The sequence below is a fragment of the Hydrogenophaga sp. GW456-12-10-14-TSB4 genome (assembly GCF_059424305.1).
Genome location: NZ_JBWKZH010000052.1, coordinates 20981 through 41280, shown reverse-complemented (window position 1 = coordinate 41280; position 20300 = coordinate 20981). Strand labels below are relative to the sequence as shown.

Annotated in this window: 18 protein-coding genes; 14 read left to right on the top strand and 4 right to left on the bottom strand. The window is 69.4% G+C overall.

All coding sequences use genetic code 11. The features are described from left to right. Positions 1-177: 177 nt before the first annotated feature. Genes AC07ZS_RS21855 through AC07ZS_RS21830 form a run of 6 tightly spaced genes read left to right on the top strand, consistent with a single transcriptional unit; the run spans position 178 to position 4673 of the window. A complete protein-coding gene (locus tag AC07ZS_RS21855; protein WP_494800634.1) occupies positions 178-507 on the top strand; it encodes a hypothetical protein in 330 nt (109 codons plus the stop codon). After that, the gene (locus AC07ZS_RS21850) at positions 504-1115 is read left to right on the top strand and encodes a DUF6162 family protein (protein ID WP_494800633.1); all 612 of its coding nucleotides are present in this window, start codon (positions 504-506) and stop codon (positions 1113-1115) included. Before AC07ZS_RS21855 ends, AC07ZS_RS21850 begins: the two co-directional genes overlap by 4 nt. Before the next feature lie 48 nt (positions 1116-1163). Beyond that, on the top strand, positions 1164-2102 hold the full coding sequence (locus tag AC07ZS_RS21845; protein WP_494800632.1) for a metal ABC transporter solute-binding protein, Zn/Mn family: 939 nt from the start codon (positions 1164-1166) through the stop codon (positions 2100-2102). Positions 2103-2107: 5 nt separating this feature from the next. After that, entirely contained in the window at positions 2108-2848 is a 741-nt protein-coding gene (locus tag AC07ZS_RS21840) for a metal ABC transporter ATP-binding protein (RefSeq protein ID WP_494800636.1), read from the top strand. After that, on the top strand, positions 2848-3750 hold the full coding sequence (locus AC07ZS_RS21835; protein WP_494800631.1) for a metal ABC transporter permease: 903 nt from the start codon (positions 2848-2850) through the stop codon (positions 3748-3750). Before AC07ZS_RS21840 ends, AC07ZS_RS21835 begins: the two co-directional genes overlap by 1 nt. Further along, entirely contained in the window at positions 3747-4673 is a 927-nt protein-coding gene (locus AC07ZS_RS21830) for a metal ABC transporter solute-binding protein, Zn/Mn family (protein ID WP_494800630.1), read from the top strand. The genes AC07ZS_RS21835 and AC07ZS_RS21830 overlap by 4 nt, the downstream gene beginning before the upstream one ends. A gap of 4 nt (positions 4674-4677) precedes the next feature. Here the strand turns inward: AC07ZS_RS21830 and AC07ZS_RS21825 are convergent, their stop codons facing one another. Together AC07ZS_RS21825 and AC07ZS_RS21820 are read right to left on the bottom strand one after the other, a co-directional pair. Then, positions 4678-5382, bottom strand: coding sequence for a response regulator (locus AC07ZS_RS21825; RefSeq protein ID WP_494800629.1), 705 nt, complete (start codon positions 5380-5382; stop codon positions 4678-4680). Then, complete coding sequence (locus AC07ZS_RS21820) at positions 5375-6901, bottom strand: ATP-binding protein (protein ID WP_494800628.1); 1527 nt, start codon at positions 6899-6901, stop codon at positions 5375-5377. The genes AC07ZS_RS21825 and AC07ZS_RS21820 overlap by 8 nt, the downstream gene beginning before the upstream one ends. Positions 6902-7059: 158 nt before the next feature. On the opposite strand from AC07ZS_RS21820, the gene AC07ZS_RS21815 reads away from it, so the two are divergent. The 8 genes from AC07ZS_RS21815 to AC07ZS_RS21780 all read left to right on the top strand — a co-directional run bounded on the left by AC07ZS_RS21815 (position 7060) and on the right by AC07ZS_RS21780 (position 17145). Next, positions 7060-8973, top strand: coding sequence for an efflux RND transporter periplasmic adaptor subunit (locus AC07ZS_RS21815; protein ID WP_494800627.1), 1914 nt, complete (start codon positions 7060-7062; stop codon positions 8971-8973). Next, complete coding sequence (locus AC07ZS_RS21810; protein ID WP_494800626.1) at positions 8970-10973, top strand: MacB family efflux pump subunit; 2004 nt, start codon at positions 8970-8972, stop codon at positions 10971-10973. Before AC07ZS_RS21815 ends, AC07ZS_RS21810 begins: the two co-directional genes overlap by 4 nt. An 8-nt stretch (positions 10974-10981) precedes the next feature. Beyond that, positions 10982-12391, top strand: coding sequence for an efflux transporter outer membrane subunit (locus tag AC07ZS_RS21805; protein WP_494800625.1), 1410 nt, complete (start codon positions 10982-10984; stop codon positions 12389-12391). Between the two features lie 159 nt (positions 12392-12550). Further along, the gene (locus tag AC07ZS_RS21800; RefSeq protein WP_494800624.1) at positions 12551-13189 is read left to right on the top strand and encodes a PepSY-associated TM helix domain-containing protein; all 639 of its coding nucleotides are present in this window, start codon (positions 12551-12553) and stop codon (positions 13187-13189) included. A 22-nt stretch (positions 13190-13211) separates the two neighbouring features. Next, entirely contained in the window at positions 13212-13724 is a 513-nt protein-coding gene (locus AC07ZS_RS21795) for a DUF2271 domain-containing protein (protein WP_494800623.1), read from the top strand. 17 nt (positions 13725-13741) lie between these two features. Further along, positions 13742-14674 (top strand): DUF4198 domain-containing protein, encoded by a 933-nt coding sequence (locus tag AC07ZS_RS21790; protein WP_494800622.1) that lies wholly within the window; start codon positions 13742-13744, stop codon positions 14672-14674. Between the two features lie 75 nt (positions 14675-14749). Then, on the top strand, positions 14750-15769 hold the full coding sequence (locus AC07ZS_RS21785; RefSeq protein ID WP_494800621.1) for an FAD:protein FMN transferase: 1020 nt from the start codon (positions 14750-14752) through the stop codon (positions 15767-15769). Then, positions 15766-17145: a sulfite reductase subunit alpha gene (locus AC07ZS_RS21780; RefSeq protein WP_494800620.1), complete on the top strand. Its 1380-nt coding sequence runs from the start codon at positions 15766-15768 to the stop codon at positions 17143-17145. Before AC07ZS_RS21785 ends, AC07ZS_RS21780 begins: the two co-directional genes overlap by 4 nt. Before the next feature lie 10 nt (positions 17146-17155). On the opposite strand, the gene AC07ZS_RS21775 is transcribed toward AC07ZS_RS21780, so the two are convergent. Together AC07ZS_RS21775 and AC07ZS_RS21770 are read right to left on the bottom strand one after the other, a co-directional pair. Then, positions 17156-17836, bottom strand: a complete 681-nt coding sequence (locus AC07ZS_RS21775) for a Fe2+-dependent dioxygenase (RefSeq protein WP_494800619.1) — start codon at positions 17834-17836, stop codon at positions 17156-17158. 79 nt (positions 17837-17915) lie between these two features. Next, on the bottom strand, positions 17916-20123 hold the full coding sequence (locus tag AC07ZS_RS21770) for a catecholate siderophore receptor Fiu (RefSeq protein ID WP_494800618.1): 2208 nt from the start codon (positions 20121-20123) through the stop codon (positions 17916-17918). Positions 20124-20300: the final 177 nt, after the last annotated feature.

Below are 20300 nucleotides of genomic sequence, written 5' to 3'. Positions count from 1 at the left end.
GTGTCATGGTGTCGTGGGGATGCGGCGGGCTTGGTGGCGGTGCAGCAAAAACAGGAGCAGTCCGGGCAAGGGCTTTGTCCTGCTGTCTATAATGGGAACAATTCTCATTTGTAGTTCATTATTGTCCATGCCGGGCCGATTCCCTCGACCTGCGCATGCCTCGGCGAATTCTGGTCCATGCGAAAAACCCTTCATCCCCTGTTTCTGTCCGCCCTGTTCGTGGGGGCGGCGGCGCTGCCCGGCCTGGCGTCGGCCCACAGCCTGTTGCTGACCTGCAAGCCCGCCGCCGCGGACATGGTGCGTTGCGTGGGCGAGTTCTCGGACGGCAGCGACGCGGTCGGCATGGCGGTGCAGGTGAAGGCCTACGACGAGCGCGTGCTGGCCAAGGGCACGCTGGGCGGCGATTCGGCCTGGCAGTTCAAGCGGCCCGCAGGCGAGTTCTTCGTGCGCCTGGACGACGGCGGCGAGCATTCGGCCGAGGTCGATCACACCGACGTCAAGCCATGACCACACAAGTGGTGCGCCCGGCGGGCGCGGGGCATGAAACCCTGTGGGTGGTGCTGGCGGCGGCGTGCGTGCTGCTGGTGGCGGCGATCCTGATCGGCGCGCGCGCGCAGCCGCTGGCCGCCGCGGCGCTGTCGTCGCACCAGATCGACGCGCGCACGCAGCTCAATGCGGCGGAGCAGGGCGTGCACGCCGATTTGCTGGTCGCGGCCGAAGAAATCACCGCCCTGATGGAGGCCGACAAGGCCGTGCCGGGCATCGAACAGCTGCGCGGCATGGACCTGCCGCCCTTCGTCACGGGTGTCGGCGCGGCCGCGCGCGGCGGACACGAATGGCGCACCCAGGTGCAAGGCCACGAGGTGGCCTACGTGGGGCGCAGCGCGGCACCGGAGGTCGCGGCGTCCGTCCTGCTGCGCCTGCCGGCCAAGGGCGAGGCCGACGCCTCCCCCAAGGCCCACGAGCACGAGGACGAAGCCGAGGTCTGGGTGCGCCGCGAAGGCGCCAACACCTGGCCCGAGCAGCTGGACGACGCATCGCTCATGCGCCAGGGCTGGCGCCAGGTGGTGGTGCGCTACGACGCCGGCGTGACGCGCAAAGACACCGCGCACTGACCCCCGCCGCCCGCCTTTCCGTTTTTTCTTTCTTTCGGGATTTCTCTCATGTCAGACCACCCCCTGCCTTCCGCGCGCCGCCGCCACCTGCTGTCGGCGATGGCCTGGGCGCCCATGGCCCTGGCCGCCACCGGCGTGCCGGCCTGGGCCCAGGCGCGCAAGCTGCGCGTGGGCGTGACGCTGCACCCCTACTACAGCTATGTCGCCAACGTGGTGGGCGATCTGGCCGAGGTGGTGCCCGTCATTCCCGCCGGCTTCAACCCGCACGCCTATGAGCCGCGCACCGAAGACATCAAGCGCATCGGTTCGCTCGATGTGATCGTGCTCAACGGCGTGGGCCACGACGACTTCGCCGGCCGCATGATCGCGGCGAGCGAGAAGCCCGGCCTGAAGGTGATCGAAGCCAATGCCCAGGTGCCGTTGCTCGCCGCGGTGGGCACCGGCCGGGGCACCTCGGGCAAAGTGGTGAACCCGCACACCTTCCTGTCGGTGACGGCGTCGATCTCGCAGGTCAACACCATCGCCCGCGAACTGGGCAAGCTCGATCCGGCGAACGCCAACGCATACACCGCCAACGCGCGCGCCTACGCGCAGAAGCTGCGCAAGCTGCGCGCCGACGCGCTGGGCCAGCTGGCCCAGGCGCCCGCGAGCGGCCTGCGCATCGCCACCATCCACGGCGCCTACGACTACCTGCTGCGCGAGTTCGGCCTGGAAGTGGCGGCGGTGGTGGAGCCGGCGCACGGCATCGAGCCCAGCCCCTCGCAGCTCAAGGGCACCATCGACCAGATCCGCTCGCTCGACGTGAAGGTGATCTTCTCGGAGATGGACTTCCCATCGGCCTACGTCGACACCATCCGCCGCGAAACCGGCGTGCGCCTGTACGCGCTGACGCACATCTCGCACGGCCCGTACACGGCCGACAAGTTCGAGAACGAGATCGCCCGCAACCTCGCCACCGTGGTGCGCGCGATCAAGGAGTCTGCGTGAGCGCGATGGCGGGTGGACCCGGCATCGCCTTTGACTCTGTCGATCTCACCCTCGGTCACACCGACATCCTGAAGCAGGTGAGCCTGCAGGTGGCGGCGGGCAGCGTGCACGCGCTCGTGGGCCCCAACGGCGGCGGCAAGAGCTCGCTCTTCAAGGCCCTGCTCGGCCAGGTGCCGCACCGCGGGCAGATCAGCCTGACCTGGCCCGGCGAGTTGCCCGGGGTCGTGGGCTACGTGCCGCAGGCCCTGGCCTTCGACGCCGGCCTGCCGATGACGGTGATGGACTTCATGGGCGCCATGTGCCAGCGCCGGCCGGTGTTCCTCGGTCTGTCGCCGCGCTGGCGCGAGCCGGTCGAGCAGGCCCTGCAGCAGGTCGGCATGCTGGAGAAGGCGGGCCGCCGCATGGGCGCGCTGTCCGGCGGTGAGCGCCAGCGCGTGCTGCTGGCCCAGGCGCTGATTCCTGCGCCCGACCTGATCCTGCTCGACGAACCCATGTCGGCGCTGGACGAGGCGGGCGAAGCGATCTTCGAGAAGCTGCTCGCGCACTGGCGCGAGACCCGCGTCACCGTGTTGTGGATCGAGCACGACCTCGACGCCGTCACGCGCCTGGCCGACCACGTCTCCGGCCTGAGCCGGCAGGTGCTGTTCGACGGCCCGGCCGCCGAGACGCTGACCCCGCAGCGCGTGCTCGCGCTGTTCTCCAGCCGGCAGCGGCGCGAAGAAGAAAAAGACAAGGCGGTGGCCTGATGAGCGCATTCGATACTTTCCGCCAGGGCATCCAGCACCTGGCCGAACAGGGCACGCTGCCCGCGTCGCTGGCCTACGGCTTCGTGGTCAATGCCGTGCTGGCGGGCCTGTTCATCGGCCCCGTGCTCGGCGGCCTGGGCACGCTGGTCGTGGTGAAGCGGCTGGCCTTCTTTTCCGAAGCCGTGGGCCACGCCGCGCTCACCGGGGTGGCCATCGGCATCCTGCTGGGCGAGCCCTACACCGGGCCCTACGGCAGCCTGTTCGCCTATTGCCTGCTGTTTGGCATGCTGCTGAACTACCTGCGCAACCGCACCGGCCTCTCGCCCGACACGCTGATCGGGGTCTTCCTCGCGGTCTCGCTGGCCATGGGGGCGAGCCTGCTGCTGATGCTGTCGGGGCGCGTGAACATCCACATCCTGGAGAACGTGCTGTTCGGCTCGGTGCTCACGGTGGACGCGGGAGACCTGCTGGTGCTCGCGGTGGTGGGCTCGCTGGTGGTGGCGCTCACGGTGCCGCTCTACAACCGCTTCATGCTCGCCAGCTTCAACCCGCAGCTCGCCAGCGTGCGCGGCGTGCGCGTGAAGCTGCTGGACTACCTGTTCGTGGTGCTGGTGACCATCGTGACGGTGGCTTCGGTCAAGGTGATCGGCGCGATCCTGGTCGGTGCCCTGCTCATCATCCCCGCGGCTGCCGCGCGCCTGCTGAGCCTGTCGCTGCGGGGCTTCTTCTGGCTGAGCGTGGGCATCGCCACCGTCAGCACGCAGATTGGCATCCTGCTGCCGATCGAACTCGAACTGCCGGTGCCTTCGGGCGCGGCCATCATCCTCACCGCCGGCGGGCTGTTTGCGCTCGCGGCGGTCATCCGGGGCTTCACCCCGTCACTGAAAGGACATGCCGGATGACCTCGCGTCTTCTGTCTCCCCCGGCCTGGTGCCTGGCCGGTCTGCTGGCCCTGTCGGCCGGCGCCGCCACCGCACAGGCGCCCGCCGCACCCACCGCTGCTGCTGCCGCCGCACCGGCGCGCCTGCTGGTGGCCCATCCCGTGGTGGCCGCGCTCACCACCACCCTGGCGCGCGACACCGGCATCGTGGTGCTGCGGCCGGTGCCCGAAACGCTGCCGCCGAACCGGCAGCTGGCCTTCTTCTCGGGCCGCGGCGCGGCCGGGCTCGGCGAGGCCGCGCGCCAGGCCGACGCCGTGATCGCCCTGCGCTCGATCTGGCCCGACGACCCGCTGTTTCCGCTGGCGCGGCGCCAGAACATCCGCCTGATCGAGATCGACGCGGCGCGCCCGCTCGATGCCTCCCTGCCCGGCATGGCCTTGCAGGAGCAGGACACCACAGCGAACGCATTGCCCTGGCTGGACCCGGTGAACCTGGGCCGCATGGCCGACGTGATCGCCAGCGATGTCGGCCGGCTGGTGCCGGCCGCCAGGCCGCGCCTGCAGGCCAATGTGGGCGCGCTGCGCCAGCAGTTGCTGACCATCACGGCGCAGAGCGAGGCCCGCCTGGCCACGGCGAGCAACCTCGCGGTGTTCAGCCTCTCGGACCGGCTCGACTACCTCGTCAACGGCTTCAACCTCGACCTCGCGGGCACCGACGCCCGCGCCGACGAAGCCTGGACGCCGGAGGCCCTCACGCAGCTGACGCAGCGGCTGCGCAGCGCCTCGGTGGCCGCCGTTCTGCACCACCGCGACCTGCCGGCACCCCTGGCGCAGGCGGTGCAACAGGCGGGAGCGAAGACCATCGTGTTGCAGACCGAAGGCCGCGACCCGGTGGCCGAATTGCGCGAGAACGCCCAGCGCCTGGGCGCCATCGCCGCGCGCTGAGCGGTCAAGCCTCGTATTTGTAGCCGAGGCCGTAGACCGAGTGGATCAGCTCCTGCTCCGGCAGGTGCTCCTGGATCTTGCGGCGCAGCTTCTTGATGTGGCTGTCGACCGTGCGGTCCGAGACGATGCGCTCGTCCTGGTACATCGAGTCCATCAGCTGCTCGCGCGAGAAGATGCGCCCGGGCCGCGCGCTCAGCACCTTGAGCAGCTGGTACTCCACGGCGGTCAGGCCCAGGTCCTGTCCGGCGATGGTGGCGCGCCAGGCCGCGTCGTCCAGTTTCAAGCCATGGGGCAATTCGTCGGCCGCCGCCACCGCGTGCGTGCCCCGGCGCAGCACGGCTTTCACGCGCGCCACCACCTCGCGCGGGCTGAAAGGCTTGCAGATGTAGTCGTCGGCCCCGAGCTCGAGCCCGAGCAGGCGGTCGATCTCTTCGACGCGCGCCGTGACCATGATGATGGCCGGCGCCTGCTGACCTGGCGCGCCGGTGCGCAGCGCCTTGCACACGTCCAGCCCGCTCTTGCCGGGCAGCATCAGGTCCAGCAGCACGAGATCCACCGGGTGGTGTTCCAGCCAGGGCTCGACCTCGTCGCCGCGCGCGAGGTGGTGCGTGTCGAAGCCGGACTGCTTCAGGTAGTCCAGCAGCACACCGGCGATCTTGTTCTCGTCCTCGACGACGAGGATGCGGCTGGCCATGTGGCGATCAGCCATGCGCGGCCTCCGTGTTCAGGGGCAGCCAGATGTCCCAGCGCAGGCCGCCGAGCGCGCTGGCCGAGGCCTGCATGCGCCCGCCGTGGCCCACGACGATGGCGTGCGCGATCGCCAGGCCCAGGCCCGAGCCGCCGCTGGCGCTGGCCCGCGAAGCATCCACGCGGTAGAGCCGTTCGGTGAGGTGGGGCAGGGCTTCCGTGGGCACGCCGGGCGAGGTGTCTTCCCAGGTCAGCTGGGCCTCGGTGTCGTGGCGGCGCACCTGCACGTTGAGCGTGGCGGGGTCGGCGCTGTAGCGCTGCGTGTTCTGCATCAGGTTGTTGAGCACCTGGTCGAGCCGGTCGCCGTCGGCGCGGATTTCCACGCCGTCGGCCAGTTCGGTGCGCACCTGCAGGCGCCGGCCCGGCAGGCCGGCCGCATCGCTCAGGTGGTGGCCGACGAAACGGCCGAGGTCGAGCGGGGCGAAGCGGTAGTCCAGCGCGCCCAGGTCGGACAGGGAGAGCAGCCGCAGGTCTTCCACCAGCCGCGTCAGGCGGCCGACTTCCTGGGCCAGCGAATCGAGGTTGGCGGTGTCGGGCTGGCGGATGCCGTCCTGCAGCGCCTCGATTTCGGCGCGCAGGGTCGCCAGCGGTGTGCGCAGCTCGTGGGCGATGTCGGCGATCCACTGCTGGCGGGCCTGCTGGGCGGCCTGCAGCGAGGTGGCCATGTGGTTGAAGGCGTCGGCCAGCTGCGCGAGTTCGTCGTGCCCGCGCGCGGGCAGGCGCACGCTGTAGTCGCCCTGGGCCACCGCCGCCGTGCCTTCGCCCAGCACGTGCAGGCGCCGGGAGAGCCAGCGCGCGATCAGGGCGGCATTGAGCAGCACGGCCGCGAGCATGCCCAGTGCGATGGCGGCGAAGGTGCGGGTCTGCTGGGCCAGGAACACGCGTTCGAGCGAGGCCACCATCTGCAGGCGCGGCACATAGCCCAGGTAGCCCACCAGCTGGTCGTTGACCTGGATGGGCTTGAGCACGGCCTGCTCTGTGCGGCCTTCCGGGCCGGCCAGCAGGTTGCGCTGCGGGTCGAGCAACAACAGCCTGGGGTCGATGGTGAAGGGCGGCGGCACGTTCGGCACGTTCGCCACGGCGGTCGCCGGCTGGGCCGCAAGAGGAGGAGGTGGTGGTGGTGGCGGCAGACCGGGCGCGGTCTGCGGTTCGGCGGGGCGGCGCGGCATGCGGCCGGTGCCCAGCACCTCGCGCGAAAGGTCCTGCCAGCGCTGGCGGTCTTCGGTGATCCAGGCCCAGCTGCCGTGCTGGCGGTACCCCTCGGCGAGCCGCACGATCATCGGCTGCAGCCGGTTTTCGTCGGCCTTGTTCAGGTACTCGACCAGGCCTTTGTCGAAACTCCAGCTGTAGATGAGGTAGGCGGACATGACCAGCACCACGTTGGCGCCCGCGATGGCCAGGAAGAGCTTGACGCGCAGCGTATCGAAGCGCGAAAGCCAGGCCCGGTGGCTGGACGAGGGGTTGGCACGGTCGGTCTGCATGGTGTCGCCAAGACTAAACCCAAATCTTTCAAACTTTGTGCAAGGCAGGCCCTTCTGCTTGCTCATTCTTTCCATATTTCGCGGGCAATATCCCGCATCATCCTGGCACGCGCCTGTCGGCGCCACCCATCCAGAACACCAACGCATTGTTGTCATTCATGAACGAAGTCCAACGTGAAGGGGGCAAGGCCCCAGCCGTCCGCCGCCGCAAGACCTGGAAACTGGCGCTGATCGCGCTGGTGAGCCTGGCCGTGCTCGGGGGCGGCGGTTTTGCGTACTACCGCTGGGGCCCGGGCGCGAAGACCGAGAGCGCCTACATCACCGCCACGGTGCAGCGCGGCGACATCGAGGACCAGGTCAGCGCCACCGGCTCGCTGCAGCCGCGCGACTATGTGGACGTCGGCGCCCAGGTGTCGGGCCAGCTGCGCAAGATCCATGTGGAGGTGGGCACCGAGGTCAAGGAAGGCGACCTGCTGGCCGAGATCGACGCCGAGACCTCGATGGCGCGCGTGGACGCCAGCCGCGCCCAGCTGCGCTCGCAGCAGGCGCAGATGGGCGAGCGCGAGCTCACGCTGGCCAAGGCCGAGCGCGACCTGCAGCGCCAGAAAAACCTGATGGCCGAGGAAGCGACCACCGCCGAGACGCTGCAGAACGCGGAAACCGCGGTGAAGACGGCGCGTGCGCAGATCCTGTCGCTCAAGGCCTCGATGGAGCAGCTCCAGGCCAGCATGCGGGTGGAAGAGGCCAACCTGAAGTACACCAAGATCTACGCGCCGATGGCCGGCACGGTGGTGAGCATCACGGCGCGCCAGGGCCAGACGCTGAACACCAACCAGTCCGCGCCCACGCTGATGCGCATCGCCGATCTCTCGGTGATGACGGTGCAGACCCAGGTCTCCGAGGCCGACGTCAGCAAGCTGCGCGGTGGCATGCCGGTGTACTTCACCACCCTGGGCGGCCAGGGCCGCCGCTGGTACGGCGAGCTCAAGAAGATCGAACCCACGCCCACCGTGACCAACAACGTGGTGCTCTACAACGCGCTGTTCGAGGTGCCCAACAACAACCGCAGCCTGATGACGCAGATGACGGCGCAGGTGTTCTTCGTGGTGGCCGAGGCCAAGGACGTGCTGGTGGTGCCGATGTCGGCGCTGACGATCCAGCGCGGCGCCCAGGGCAACCGCGGCGGGCAGCAGGGCGGGCCGGGCGGCGCGCGCAACAACCCCGGTGCGGGCGTGCCCGCACCGGCCGCACCTTCGGGGACCACGCCCGCACCCGCCACGCCGGGGGCCGCACCGGCGGCGCCGACGCAGCGGGGCACGAGCACCTCCGCCATTCCTTCGGCGTCCTTCAAGACGGTGGCCGACACCGTCGTGGTCGCGCAGGCGGGCGGCGAGCGTCCGCGCATGGACCGCGAGGCCTTCGAGAAAATGACCGAAGAGGAACGTGCGCGCTTTCGCGAGCAGCGCCGCAAGGAACGCGAGGCCGCAGGTGGCGCCGCGCCGGGTGCTGCCGGCGGTGGCAACGGTCCCGGTGCCGGCGGCGAGCGCCCGCGCATGGACCGCGAGGCCTTCGAGAAGATGAGCGAAGAGGAGCGTGCGCGCTTCCGCGAACAGCGCCGCAAGGAGCGTGAGCAGGCGCAAGCCAGCGGCGGCAACGCGGCCACCGCGCCCGCCGCCGGCGGTGCCGCCGCCGCGCAGAAGCGCCCGGCCCCGGGCGCCGAGGCGGGGAGCAAGGACGCCGCCGCCACCAAACCCGCGGCGCCCAACGTGAGTGGCATGCCGGCCCGCGGCGATGGCCCCGCGCGGCCGGCGCGCGGTCCGCGCCAGGCGAAGGTCAAGGTCATGGCCGAGGACGGAACGATCGAGGAGCGCGAGGTCACCATCGGCATCAGCAACCGCGTGCATGCCGAGGTGCTCTCGGGCCTGAAGGAAGGCGACCGCGTGATCGCCGGCGTGCGCGAACCCGAGCGCCGTCCCGCGAACACGCAGCAGGGCACGGGCCTGGGCCAGCAGCCGAACATGGGCGGCCCCGGTGGCATGCCCGCCGGCGCGGCCGGTGGGGCGCGTCGATGAGCCAGCTGCCGCAGTCGCAGGAGGCCGAGGCGCTGCGCGCCGCGCCGCAGAGCGCGGGCGTGCCGCTGATCGACCTGAGCGGCATCACCAAGACGTACCACAACGGCGATCTGTCGGTCGAGGTGCTGCACGGCATCGACCTGAAGATCTACCCGGGTGAGCTGGTGGCCATCATGGGGGCGTCCGGCTCGGGCAAGTCCACCTTGATGAACATCCTGGGCTGCCTGGACAAGCCCACCACTGGCCGCTACCTCTTCATGGGCCGCGATGTCTCCGAGCTGGAGCGCGACGAACTCGCGGAGCTGCGCCGCGATGCCTTCGGTTTCGTGTTCCAGAGCTACAACCTCATCGCCACCGGCACGGCGGCCGACAACGTCGAGGTGCCCGCGATCTACGCCGGCATTCCGCCGGCCGAGCGCCACGCGCGCGCGACCGAGCTGCTCGGTTCGCTGGGCCTGGGCGATCGCATGCACCACCGGCCCAACCAGCTCTCGGGCGGCCAGCAGCAGCGTGTGTCGATCGCCCGCGCCCTGATGAACGGTGGCCGCGTGATCCTGGCCGACGAGCCCACCGGCGCGCTGGACAGCAAGAGCGGCGCCGACGTGATGGTGCTGCTCAAGGAGCTGGCGGCCCAGGGCCACACGGTGATCCTGATCACCCACGCGGCCGAAGTGGCGCAGCACGCGCAGCGCGTGATCGAAATCAAGGACGGCCACATCCTGGCCGACCCGGGCCCGCGCCCGCCCGAAGGGCAGGCCGCGCTGGCGGCGCAGAACTGGACGGCGCGCGCCGGCCGCATCTCGCACCTGAGCGACGTGGTCGAGGCCGCCAAGACCGCGTTGCGCGCGCTGCGCGCCAACGTGTTCCGCGCCATCCTCACGCTGCTGGGCATCGTGATCGGGGTGGCTTCGGTGATCGCCATGCTGGCCATCGGCGACGGCGCCAAGCAGGTGGTGATCGACCGCATCAGCGCGATGGGCTCCAACCTGCTGCTGGTGCGCCCGGGCGCGCCCAACCAGCGCGGCTTCCAGAACACCGCCACGCTGGTGCTGGCCGACGTGAACGCCATCGACAAGGAAGTGCCCAACGTGCTGGCGGCCGTGCCCGAGCAGAGCAGCAACGCGACCTTGCGGTACGGCGAGTCGGACTATTCCAGCAGCATCCTGGGCACCTCGTCCAAGTTCCCGCTGGCGCGCCAGTGGAAGGTGCAGCGCGGCACCTTCTTCACCGACGAGGACGAGCAGGAGTACGCCACCGTGGCGGTGCTCGGCCAGACCGTGGCCAAGGCCCTGTTCCCCGGCGATGAGGAGCCGCTGGGCAAGTACGTGCTGGTGAACAACCTGATCTTCCAGGTGGTGGGCGTGATGAGCACGCGCGGTGCCTCGCCCAACGGCCAGGACCAGGACGACGTGGTGCTGGTGCCTTACGCCACCAGCCAGCTGCGGCTGTCCGGCCAGCGCTTCCTGCGCAACGTGACGGTGGCGGTGTCCGATGTGAGCCGCATCGACGAAACCCAGTCGGCGGTGGAGTCGCTGCTGGCCGAGCGCCACGGCGTGATCGACTTCCAGATCCGCAACATGGCGTCGATCATCGACACCGCGACCGAGACGCAGAACACCATGACCATCCTGCTGGGCTCGATCGCGGCGATCTCGCTGCTGGTCGGCGGCATCGGCGTCATGAACATCATGCTGGTGAGCGTGACCGAGCGCACCCGGGAGATCGGCATCCGCATGGCCACGGGCGCGCGCATGCGCAACATCCTCCAGCAGTTCCTGATCGAGGCGCTGGTGGTCTCCGCGCTGGGTGGGCTGGTCGGCGTCGTCATCGGCCTGGGCGTGGCCTTTGTGATCGGCGCCACCGGCACGGCGGTGCAGTTCTCCGTCACCCCGGTCGTGCTGGCGTTCGGCTGCGCCTTCGCCACCGGCCTGATCTTTGGTTACCTGCCCGCGCGCAAGGCCGCGCGGCTCGACCCCGTCGTGGCCCTGTCTTCCGAATGAGCACCGTGATGAAACCGTCAACGTTCCCCTTGGCCAAACCGTTGCTCCTGGCCGCCGTGCTGGCCCTGCAGGCCTGTGCCAGCACCGAACCGGCCCGTGGGCCGGTGGTCGAGATGCCCGCGGCCTGGAGCCCGACCACGCCCGCCGCCGAGGCGCCGCAGCTGACCACCGCCTGGTGGGAGTCCTTCGGCTCGCAGCCGCTGGAGCGCCTGATCGAAGAAGCCCAGGCCGGCAGCCCGGACCTGCGCATCGCGATCGAGCGCATGCGCCAGGCCGACATCGCCTTGCAGCAGGCCGGCATCTCGCGCCTGCCGTCGGTCAACGGCAGCCTGGGCACCTCGACCGGCCGCACCGATGCGCCGGGCACGGCGTCGACCTCGCGCGAGTCGAGCAGCGCCGGGCTGTCCGTCAGCTACGAGGTCGATCTCTGGGGCCGCATCGCGGCCGGCGTGCGGGCGGGCGAGGCCTCGTTCCAGGCCAGCCAGTACGACTGGAAGACCGCGCGGCTGACCTTGCTCACGGCCGTGGCCAACAACTATTTCCTCTGGCTCAACACCGCCGAGCGCCTGCGCATCGCGCGCGAGAACCTGGCCATTGCCGAGCGCGTGCTGGGCATCGTGGAGGCGCGCCAGCGCAACGGCGTGGCCACGGCGCTGGAGGTGTCGCAGCAGCGCACCACCGTGCTGTCGCAGCGCACGGCCTTGCTGCCCATCGAGCTCCAGCAGCGCCAGACCGCCACGGCGCTGGCCCTGTTGCTGGGGCGCGTGCCGCAGGGCTACCAGCCCGAGGCGGGCGAGTTCACGCAATTGCGCGTGCCGGCCCTGTCGCCGGGCTTGCCGTCTTCGCTGCTCACGCGCCGCCCCGACCTGGCCTCGGCCGAGGCGCAACTCGCGGCGTCCGACGCCAACGTGGAAGCCGCGCGCAAGGCGCTGCTGCCCAGCCTGTCGCTGTCCGCTTCGGGCAGCCTGGGCACCTCGGCCCTGATCAGCCTGGCCGATCCCACGCGCAGCGTGTCGCTGGGCCTGTCGCTGGCGCAGTCGATCTTCGACGGCGGCCGCCAGCGGCTGCAGATCCGCAGCACCGAGTCCCAGCGCGTGGTGCTGATCGAGAATTACGGCAAGGCCATCCGCACCGCGCTCAAGGAGGTCGATGACGGCCTGGGCAATGCGGCGCGCAGCGAGCGCCAGGAGGCCTTGCAGCGCGAGGTGGTGGCCCAGGCGCGGCGTTCGCTGCAACTGGCCGAGCTGCGTTACCGCGAGGGCAGCGGCGATCTGCTCTCGGTGCTGGACGCGCAGCGCACCCTGTTCTCCGCGCTCGACGCGCTGGCCACGCAAAGCCTGTCGCGCCTGACGGCCGCGCTGGACCTGTACAAGGCCCTGGGCGGCGACTGGGCCGGCCCGCCACCCCCGCTTTCCTGAAAAAGAAGAGCACGAGCCCGCCATTTTTATGGGGGTGCGAGCGTCTTTCTAAATGAGAATAGTTATAATTCTCAGACTGATGAGCGCAGGCGGTTTTCGCCCTTGCGATGTCTCGCCTTCCGTTGGCTTCCGATCCGTTTCTGCGTTGTCTCTACTCCCGTGAAGAACCCTCCTGCCGCCCAAGCGGCATCCAACCGTGCCTACTGGCTCAAGACCCTGCACCAGTGGCACTGGATCAGTTCGGCCCTGTGCCTGATCGGCATGCTGCTGTTCGCCTTCACGGGCATCACGCTCAACCACGCGGCCGACATCGCGGCCGCCCCGCAGGTGCAGCAGAAGCTGGTGCAGTTGCCTGCCGAGCTGCAGACGGCGCTGGCGCCCAAGGACGACGAGCCGGACAACGCGGTGCTGCCGCCCGAGGTGCACCGCTGGCTGGCCGAGGCGCTGGACGTGGCGTTGCCCGGCACGACCGCCGAGTGGTCGCCGGAAGAGATCTACCTTTCGCTGCCGCGCCCCGGTGGCGATGCCTGGCTGCGCATCGAGCGCGAGTCGGGCAGCGTGGAATACGAGCGCACCGACCGCGGCTGGATCTCCTACCTGAACGACCTGCACAAGGGCCGCCACACCGGCCTGGCCTGGAAGTGGTTCCTCGACATCTTCTCGGTGGCCTGCCTGGTGTTCTGCATCACCGGCCTGTTCATCCTCAAGTTCCATGCGACGAGCCGTCCCACCACCTGGCCCATGGTGGGCGCGGGCCTGGTGATTCCCTTGTTGCTCGTGATCCTGTTCATCCATTGATTGTTGAAGGAGCTGCGTTCCCATGTTGATCCGATACGCCACCGCCATTTCCGCGGCTGGGTTTGCCTTCCCCGCCCTGGCCGCCGACATGGCGCTCAAGGTCGAGATCCCGCGCCTGACCGTGGCGGAGTACCACCGCCCCTACGTGGCGATCTGGATCGAGAAGAACGACCAGTCTTTCGCCGGCAACCTCGCGGTCTGGTACGACATCAAGATGCGCAACAACGAGGGCACCAAGTGGCTCAAGGACATGCGCGCCTGGTGGCGCAAGAGCGGGCGCGAGCTGACCATGCCGGTGGACGGCATCAGCGGCGCCACGCGCGCGCCCGGCGAGCAGTCGGTGCAGTTCTCGGACGCCACCGCGCTGGGCAAGCTGGCCCCGGGTGAATACAACGTGGTGCTCGAAGCCGCGCGCGAAGTGGGCGGCCGCGAAGTGGTGAAGGTGCCGTTTGTGTGGCCCCCGAAGGCCGCCACCACCACCCAAGCCCGTGGCGAACACGAACTCGGCGCGATCAGCGTCACCGTCAAACCCTGACCCGACTGGAGACCCTCATGAAAACCACTTCCGTTCGCGCACGCGTTCTCACCCTGGCCGCCGCGGCCGCGCTGGCCCTGCCGGCCGCCGTGCATGCGCACCGCTCGTGGCTGCTGCCCTCGGGCACCATCTACTCGGGCCAGCAGCCCTGGGTGTCGGTCGATGCCGCCGTCTCCAACGACATCTTCTACTACGAGCACAACGCCGCCGGCCTGGACAACCTGGTGGTGATCGGTCCCGACGGCCAGCCGGTGCAGGCCGAGAACCAGGCCAAGGGCCGCTACCGCAGCATGTTCGACGTGAAGCTGGAGAAGCAGGGCACCTACCGCCTCGCGCTGGTGAACGACGCCATCATCGCCAGCTTCAAGGTCGGTACCGAGAGCAAGCGCCTGCGCGGCACGGCCGAATCGCTGGCCAAGGAAATCCCCGCCAACGCCGAAGACCTGCGCGTGAGCCAGTCGCAGAACCGCGTGGAGACTTTCGTGACCTCCGGCAAGCCCACCACCGACGCCCTCAAGCCCACCGGCCGCGGCATTGAGCTGGTGCCGGTGACGCACCCCAACGACCTGGTGGAGGGTGACACCGCCACGTTCCGCTTCCTCGACAACGGCAAGCCTGCCGCCGGTTACGCGGCCACCGTCATCCTGGCCGGCCTGCGCTACCGCAGCGAGCTGGGTGAGATCCGCACCACGACCGATGACAAGGGCGAGATCAAGGTGAAGTGGCCGGCCGCCGGCATGTACTGGGTCAACATCGCGCCGCCGCGCGCCCCCGGCATGGGCGGCCCCGGCGGAGCCGGTGGCCCTGGCGCCGGTGGTCCGGGCGCGCCTGCGGCTGCAGCCCCCGCGGCCGATGCACCGCGTCCTGCGCCGACCGGCCCGGCCGGCACGCTGGCCGAGCCGGTGCGCCGCTCGGGCTACAGCCTGACGCTGGAAGTCCTGCCCCGTTGATTCCCGGCGCATGCCGGCCTGCCCCAGTCCATGCAGATGGCTGGGGTTGTTTTTTGGTTTTCTGACCCTCGCAACATGAACCGTGTGCTGGTGCCGCTGGAGCTGGATGCGTCCATGCCCGTGCTGGGTGCCCAGGCGCACCGCCTGGACGGCCAGACCATGGGCACGACCTGGCAGGTGCTGTGGGCGGCACCCGGGCCGTCGCCCGCCGAGCCGGTGCGCGCGGCGGTTCAGAGCGAGCTGGACCTGGTGGTTGCCCAGATGAGCACCTGGCTGGAGAGCTCCGACCTGGAGCGCTTCAACCGCGCTCCGGCAGGCACCGTGCACACCGTGCCCGAGGCGATGGCCGAGGTGCTGGAGGCGGCGCTGTGGCTGGCCGAGGTGTCGGGTGGCGCGTTCAACCCCGCCGCGGGCGCGCTGGTGAACCTGTGGGGTTTCGGCCCCAGCCCGCGTTACACCGATCCCGGTTTCGCACCACCGACCGATGGCGCCGTGCAACGGGCGCTGGCGCAGCACGACTGGCGCGCCCTGCGCTGGCACGCCGCCTCGCGCCAGCTCCACCAGCCCGGTGGCGTGCGACTGGACTTTTCCGCGATCGCCAAAGGCTATGCGGTGGACCGCGTGTCGCGCCGCCTGAGCGGCATGGGCCTGCGGCACACCCTGGTGGAAGTGGGAGGCGAACTGCGCGGCCAGGGTCTGCGCCTGGGTGGGCAACCCTGGTGGGTGGACCTCGAATCGCCGCCCGCTGCGCCAGGGCAGGGTCCGCTGCCCACCACGCGCGTGGCCCTGCACGGGCTGTGTGTGGCCACCTCGGGCGACTACCGCCGCGTCTACACGCACGAGGGTGTGCGCTGGCCGCACACCCTCGACCCGCGCAGCGGCCGCCCGCTGGCCAACGGCCTGGCGTCGGTGAGCGTGCTGCACGCCGAATGCCTGTGGGCCGATGCCTGGTCCACCGCGCTGACCGTGCTCGGCCGCGAGCAGGGCATGGCCCTGGCCGCCGCCCACGGCATAGCGGCGCTGTTCGTGCAGCGCGAGGCCGACGGCCGACTGACAGAAACCCTCACACCCGCGATGAAGGAACTCGCCGGATGACCAGCGAAAAAATGCTGTATGCCCTGGCCACCCTGCTGTGCTACGCGCTCCTGTGCGTGGCGATGGCCTGGCAGCACCGCAACCGCCAGCGCGCCGCGCAACGCCGCGTGGACGCGCTGTTGCCGGCCACACCGGGCGTGCCCGCGTGGTGGGTGGCGTACGCGAGCCAGACCGGTCAGGCCGAGGAGCTGGCCCTGCAGACCGCGCAGGCCTTGCACACGGCCGGCGTGCCGGTGCGCCTCGCACCGCTGAGCCAGATCAGCCTGGCTGATCTGCAACAGGCCGATCGGCTGCTCTGCATCGCCAGCACCTACGGCGAAGGCGATCCGCCCGACAGCGCCGTGCCCTTCGCGCGGCAGGTGATGGCGGACGCGGGCGTGACGCTGTCGCACCTGCACGTGGGCCTGCTGGCGCTCGGCGACAAGACCTATGCCCACTTCTGCGGCTTCGGCCGCCAGCTGGACCAGTGGCTGACGGACCGCGGTGCGCAGGCCCTGTTCGAGCGCATCGACGTGGACAAGAGCGACCCGGACGCGCTGCAGCGCTGGCGCCAGCACCTGGCGCACCTGGCCGGCACCAGCGACCTGCCGGATTGGGAAGCCCCGGCCCTGCAGCCCTGGCGCTTGCGCACGCGCGAGCACCTCAACCCGGGCAGTGCGGGCGAGGAAGTGCATCACCTGGAACTGGTGCCCGAAGCCGCCGGCGCGGCCTTGCCCGAGTGGCAGGCCGGCGATCTGGTGCAGGTGGAGGTGCCTGCCGCGCCGGGCGAGCCGCGCGACTACTCCATCGCCTCCGTGCCGCAGGACGGCGCGGTGCATCTGCTGGTGCGCCGCACGCGGCGAGCCGACGGCAGCCCGGGCCAGGCCTCGGGCTGGTTGACGCAGGCCGCGCAGACCGGTGAGACCGTCATGCTGCGCGTGCGCCCGCATGGCGGTTTCCGCATCGGTGACAACGCCCAGCGTCCCTTGATCCTGATCGGCAACGGCACGGGCCTGGCGGGTTTGCGCGGGCACATGCGGGCGCGCGTCGCGGCGGGGAAAGGGCAGGCGCCCATGTGGCTGCTTTTCGGCGAACGCAACGCCACGTGCGACGCGCACTACCGCGACGAGATCGATGCCTGGCAGCGCGATGGCTGGCTCCGTCGCGTGGACTGGGTGTTCTCGCGCGACCAGGTCGAGCGCTTGTACGTGCAGCACGCCCTGGCCGAGGCCGCCGACACCGTGCGCCAGTGGGTGGCCGACGGTGCGGCGATCTATGTCTGCGGCAGCCTGGAGGGCATGGCCGGCGAGGTGAACGCCACGTTGCAGACCATCCTCGGCGAAGAAGCGCTGCAGCAGCTCGCGGCCGACGGCCGCTACCGCCGCGACGTGTACTGACGCGCGGCGTTCAAGTCTCTGCCCACTGCTGCAACAGCTTGTGGTAGTGGCCGGTGAGCGCCACCACCTCGGCGGTGTCGCCCAGCTGGTTGCGCAGTTTCAGGATGGTCATGTCCAGCTCGAACAGCATCGAGCGCCGCCACGCGTCGCGCACCAGGCTCTGGGTCCAGAGGAACGAGGCCACGCGCACGCCGCGCGTCACCGGCTCCACGCGGTGCAGGCTGGTGGACGGGTAGACGATGGCATCGCCCGCGTCGAGCTTGATCTCGTGCGTGCCGAAGCTGTCTTCGGTGATCAGTTCGCCGCCGTCGTACGCTTCGGGTGCGCTGAGAAAAACGGTGGTGGACACATCCGTGCGCACCTTCTGGCCGCTGAAGCGGTCGGTCTGGATGGTGTTGTCGATGTGGTTGCCATAGTGCCCGCCGCCTTCGTAGCGGTTGAACATCGGCGGCAGCATGGTCGCGGGCAGCACGGCCGAGACGAACAGCGGATGGCGCTGCAGCGCCTGCGCGATGCGCTGCGAGAGCGGGGCGAAGACCGGCGATGAGGTGTCGAGCTGCAGGTTGCGCTTGACGTTGGCGGCTTGCGGACCGGTGGAACGCAGGCCGTCGACCCAGCCCTGGGTGTCGAGCGTCTGGCGGATCTCGGCCACTTCGGCCTGGGTGAGAACCTGGGGAATGTGCAGCAGCATGGGCAGGGTTCCTGGAACGGGAAAAGGCCCGCCGTGGGGCGGGCCTTTTCGAGGGTGGCGTTCTGAGGGTCGGTCGGGATCAGAACTTGAAGTTGGCCGTCACGGCGGCGGAACGCGGTGCGCCCAGCGTCAGACGCGAACCACCGTTGTTCAGCACCGAGATGTACTCTTTGTCGAACAGGTTGTACACGTTCAGGCGCACGCTGATCTTGTCGGAGACCTGGTAGGCCACCATCGCGTCGGCGACGAAGTAGGACGGGATGTTGGGCACGTTCTGGGTGGCCAGCGGCGTGCCCACGGTGATCACGCGCTTCTGCTCCGAGACGTAGCGGGTGCCGAAGCCCAGCGTGAGCTTGTCCAGCTGGTAGGACGTCCACAGCGTGGCGGTGAGATCGGGCGACCAGCGGACGCTGTCGGTGCCGACGTTGCCGGTGGCGAGCTGATCGATCTGCTTCGTGCTGGTCTTGGCCAGGCCGGCGGTGATCTGCCAGAAGTTGGTGATCTGGCCGACGGCGGACAACTCGATGCCTTGCACCTGGGTCTTGCCGAACTGCTGGGTGGTGTTGGTCACCGAGTCGTAGCTGGTCTGCTTGTCGTTCACCGTGCGGAACACGGCGGCCGCCACGTTCAGGCGCTTGTTCATCAGCTCCCACTTGGTCCCGACTTCGACCGTGTTGGTCTTCTGCGGATCCAGGGCCGGGTTGTTGATGTTGTTGACCACGTTGCTCAGCGGCGCATCGGTGCCGGGCGGCGTGCTCGACGTCGAGTACGAGGCGTACACGCTGCCGTTTTGCGCCGGCTTGTAGATGCCACCGACGCTCCAGCTCACCAGGCTGCGCGAGTCATCCAGGTCGGTCAGCACACCCAGGGCGCTGAAGGCGCGGGTGCGCAGCTTGTAGCGGTCCAGGCGCACGCCGCCGTTCACCGACCATTGCTCGTTGATCTTGGCGTTGTCGAATGCGTACAGACCCAGGGTGCTCACGCTGCGGTGGTCTTCCTGGCCGGTGGCGAAGGGGATCGGCAGGACGACGTTGGGGTTCGGGTTGTAGAGGTTGGCGTTGGGGATGGTGAGGCCGGTGGTGCCGAACGAGCGGTCCTTGTAGGTCTCGCGCATGAGTTCCACGCCGGTCGCCAGCGAGTGCTGCAGGCCGCCGGCGCTGAACTCGGTGTTCATGCTGGTCTGGTTGGCCAGGATCGTGTTTTCACGGTCCACGCGTTGGCGCGAGCGGCTGATGTCCCAGGTGGCCGGGTTGGTGATGACCGCACCGTTGGCCGTGCCGTTGATCGCATTGATGCCGGTCAGGACGCGATCGTTGCTGTTCTTGCCGACGCGCGTGATGTTGCGCACCGTCGTGCCCTGGCCGAGATCGTGCTCGACCTTGGCGGTGAACATGTCGGCGTCGATCTTCTCGCGGTCGTGCACGCTGCCGTAGAAGTTCTCGCGGTCCACCTTGGCACCGGCCCGGATCGTCGCGTTGGCGTTGTAGAAGCCTTCGTAGCCGATCGAAGGGATACCGCCGTCGGGCACGTTTTTCTGACGGATGTGCTGGCTGTACAGGTGCAGGCGGGTGGGCGTGTTCAGGCCGGTCACGTACGACAGGCCCAGGCCGTAGCCTGTGTTGTCCACCTGGTCGCGGCCGTCCACACCGCTGTCCTGCACCATGGCGTTGAGGCGGAAGGCCGAGGTGTCGCTCAGCTGCTTGTTCAGGTCGACCGTGGCGCGCTTGCGGCTGGCGGTGCCGATGGTGCCGGAGGCGCTGCTCTCGTCGCCCAGGTGGGCCTGCTTGGAAATCAGGTTGAGGAAGCCCGACGCCGCGCCGCGGCCGGTTTCGGCGCCGGCGGCGCCCTTGACGATCTCGACCTGCTCCAGGTTGAAGGTGTCGCGCGTCACGGCGCCGAGGTCGCGGATGCCGTCGACGAAGGTGTTCTGCTGCAGCGAGAAGCCGCGCATCTGGAAGGTGTCGCCGGCCGAGGTGTTGCCGTTCTCACCCATCTGCATGGTGATGCCGGGGGTATTGCGCAGGGCTTCCATCAGCGTGACGGCGCCTTGCTCTTCCAGCACTTCCTTCTTGATGATCTGGATGGTCTTGGGCGTATCCACCAGCGGAGCCGTCAGCTTGTCGTTGGCCGACTTGTCGGCCTTGTACGGCACTTCGGGGGCTTCCTTGACGGTCACCGTGGGCAGGGTGGCGGTCGGTTGCGCCATGCCGGCGGCGGGAACGGATGCGGCCAGGAGGGCCAGGAGGTGGACGGGTTTGCTGTGCTTGCGGCTGCGGATGTGTGCCATTGGGGAGTTGTCCTTGCGGTGCGATGGTGTGTTGGCTGGCGGGCTTCCACGTCGCGCCGGCACGGTGCAAGGCACGGCAGGTCGTCAGAGGGGCTTTGGCTGGCTTCGGCCGGGATTATCACAAATAAAAATCATTCCTATTCACAATTCTTCCATTTTGTTGTGGATTTGCATCGG